We start from the raw sequence: 2,481 nt of genomic DNA, 5'->3' as shown, positions 1-2,481 counted from the left end.
CTCACTTCTTTCAGTTTCAATTATGGCTGAAGAAGAAAATCTTGAATTCCAACGGAAATACAATAAGCAGGATAACCCAATTAACTTATGGCATTTTCAAATAAGCACCCCATCCAAGAGGGCAGATTATCCACCATCCTTCCTCTGGTATTCGGGGAGACCCTATATGGACTCTACTCTCCCACCCATTTTCGGAAACCAGATATATATAAAGAACGATACAGAGGAATAAGATTACATTTAGTTTTAACCCGCTTAATCAATCTACAAAACCGATTATCCTACTTAAGTAGTGATGTGTTCGATTTTTCCTATTGAATAAATTTATCAATTGAAAAAAATTACGTTTCTGATCGTAAAATATCTGATTGATGCCCGGTGGAAACATCAAATTTTATTGTACTCTGGATAATGGTAACAGGCAAAAGGGCAAAATTTAAAATTTCACCCGATATTCTTTGATTACTAATTTTTGAAACTAAAAATCTCCTCTTAATGGCACAATAGTTGCAGCGCCATTATTACTATGTGAAGACAAATATAAATTTGTCCAGATCATACTAAAATTTTTATTATTCTGTATTCTTAGAGTGGGACCGAGTTCATTGACCTATACCAAATCAAAAAAATTACTCCTATCCGTAATCATTTTAGCCCTGATTATATTGGGTGCGGCCGCCTGGTGGTTTTATTTACGCAGGCCGCCACTTGAGGGATTCGCTGAAGGCAATGGTCGAATTGAAGCGACTGAAGTCGACATTGCGACAAAGTTTCAGGGCCGAATTGACGAAATCCTCTTCGATGAAGGCGACCTAGTGAAAGCAGGACAAGTGGTTGCGCGGATGGATACCGAATCGCTCGAAGCGCAGCTCAGGCAAGCAGAAGCAAAGTTGCAGCAGGCTATGAAAGAAAAGGCATATGCAGAGGCAATCGTAAAGCAACGAGAGAGCGAATGCAATCTGGCAAAGAGGAACCTGATGAGAGCTGAGAAACTATATGTGGATGGGAACATCTCGCTCGAGGAATATGATCAAGCTAGAACAAAGGAAGAGACTGCATCTGCTTCGTATGCGGCAGCCGAAACTCAGGTAGCTGGAGCGGAATCATCGATTGAAGCTGCACGGGCGGAAACTGAACGAATCAAGTCTGACATCGAAGATAGTATACTCAAAACCCCCATCACTGGACGAGTACAATATCGGCTCGCAGAACCCGGAGAGGTCATTCCCTCTGGTGGAAAAATATTAACAATCATTGACCTCACGGACGTGTATATGACTATATTCTTACCAGAAAGGGATGCAGGAAGAGTAGCTATTGGAGCAGAAGCCAGAATTGTTGCGGATACGGCCACTGATCTTGCTGTTCCAGCATGGGTATCTTTCGTTTCTGCAAAAGCGCAGTTCACACCAAAAGAGGTGGAAACCACCTCCGAACGCCACAAGTTAGTATTTAGGGTTAAGGTCCAGATTGATCCAAGAGTGCTTACGAAATATCAAGCTTGGGTAAAACCAGGAATACCTGGTGTGGCCTATGTTCGTCTCAATCCAGAGGCCAAATGGCCAGAAAATCTAAACAAATTTCCAGAGCTTTAACATGGTCGGTGAAGCCAAATCATCCAATTTCCTAGTAGATATATCTGGAGTAACACAGAGATATGGTAAAACCTTAGCTCTGGATGATGTCAACCTGCAGATCACTTCGGGATGCCTTGTTGGATTTATTGGCCCCGATGGAGTGGGAAAATCGACATTACTTTCTTTGATTTCAGGGATTCGAAAGATTCACCGTGGATCAGTAGAAGTGCTCGGTGGTAATATGGCAGATGCAAATCATCGGCATTCAATCCTACCACGAATAGCCTACATGCCACAGGGGCTTGGTCACAACCTCTATCCGACTCTATCAGTTTATGAAAATGTTGACTTCTTCGCCAGACTGTTTGGACTGTCAAGAGAGGAGAGGAAAAGGCGTATTGATGAATTACTCATTAGCACGGGTCTAAAGACATTTGCAAATCGAGCGGCGGGAAAACTCTCGGGGGGGATGAAGCAAAAACTTGGTCTTTGCTGTGCACTAATTCACGACCCGGAGCTGCTAATCCTCGACGAACCAACAACCGGAGTAGATCCCCTCTCCCGTCGCCAATTCTGGGACCTCATAGGACGAATAAGATCGAGAAGAGAAGACATAGGAGTTTTGGTTGCTACCGCATATATGGAAGAGGCCGAGAATTTCGACATATTGGTGGCAATGGATGCGGGCAAAATACTCGCCACTGGCAGCCCTGATGAACTTAAATCACTGAGCGGTGCTATCAACCTCGAAGAGACATTCATCAATTTACTACCAGAGGAGAAAAGGCGGGGCCACCGTAAGTTGACAATACCGCCAAGGAAAACCGAGGATAGAATAATCGCCATAGAGGCAATCGACCTCACGCGGCGTTTCAATAATTTCACAGCCGTTGATCATGTCAGT

3 protein-coding genes are annotated in these 2,481 nt (G+C 43.7%); all 3 read left to right on the top strand.

What is annotated here, in order from left to right:
* The coding region (locus VGA95_12150; GenBank protein ID HEX9667290.1) for a hypothetical protein at positions 1-232 on the top strand (232 nt) is incomplete at its 5' end.
* A 373-nt stretch (positions 233-605) separates the two neighbouring features.
* Positions 606-1,595 (top strand): HlyD family efflux transporter periplasmic adaptor subunit, encoded by a 990-nt coding sequence (locus VGA95_12145; protein ID HEX9667289.1) that lies wholly within the window; start codon positions 606-608, stop codon positions 1,593-1,595.
* A 1-nt stretch (position 1,596) separates the two neighbouring features.
* Positions 1,597-2,481 (top strand): ATP-binding cassette domain-containing protein (locus VGA95_12140; protein HEX9667288.1); only part of this gene is annotated, 885 nt, incomplete at its 3' end.

The organism is Thermodesulfobacteriota bacterium (genome assembly GCA_036397855.1).
Classification (GTDB): domain Bacteria; phylum Desulfobacterota_D; class UBA1144; order Nemesobacterales; family CSP1-2; genus DASWID01.
The sequence above is the reverse complement of the archived record's forward strand: the minus strand, read 5'-3'. Positions and strand labels throughout refer to the sequence as shown.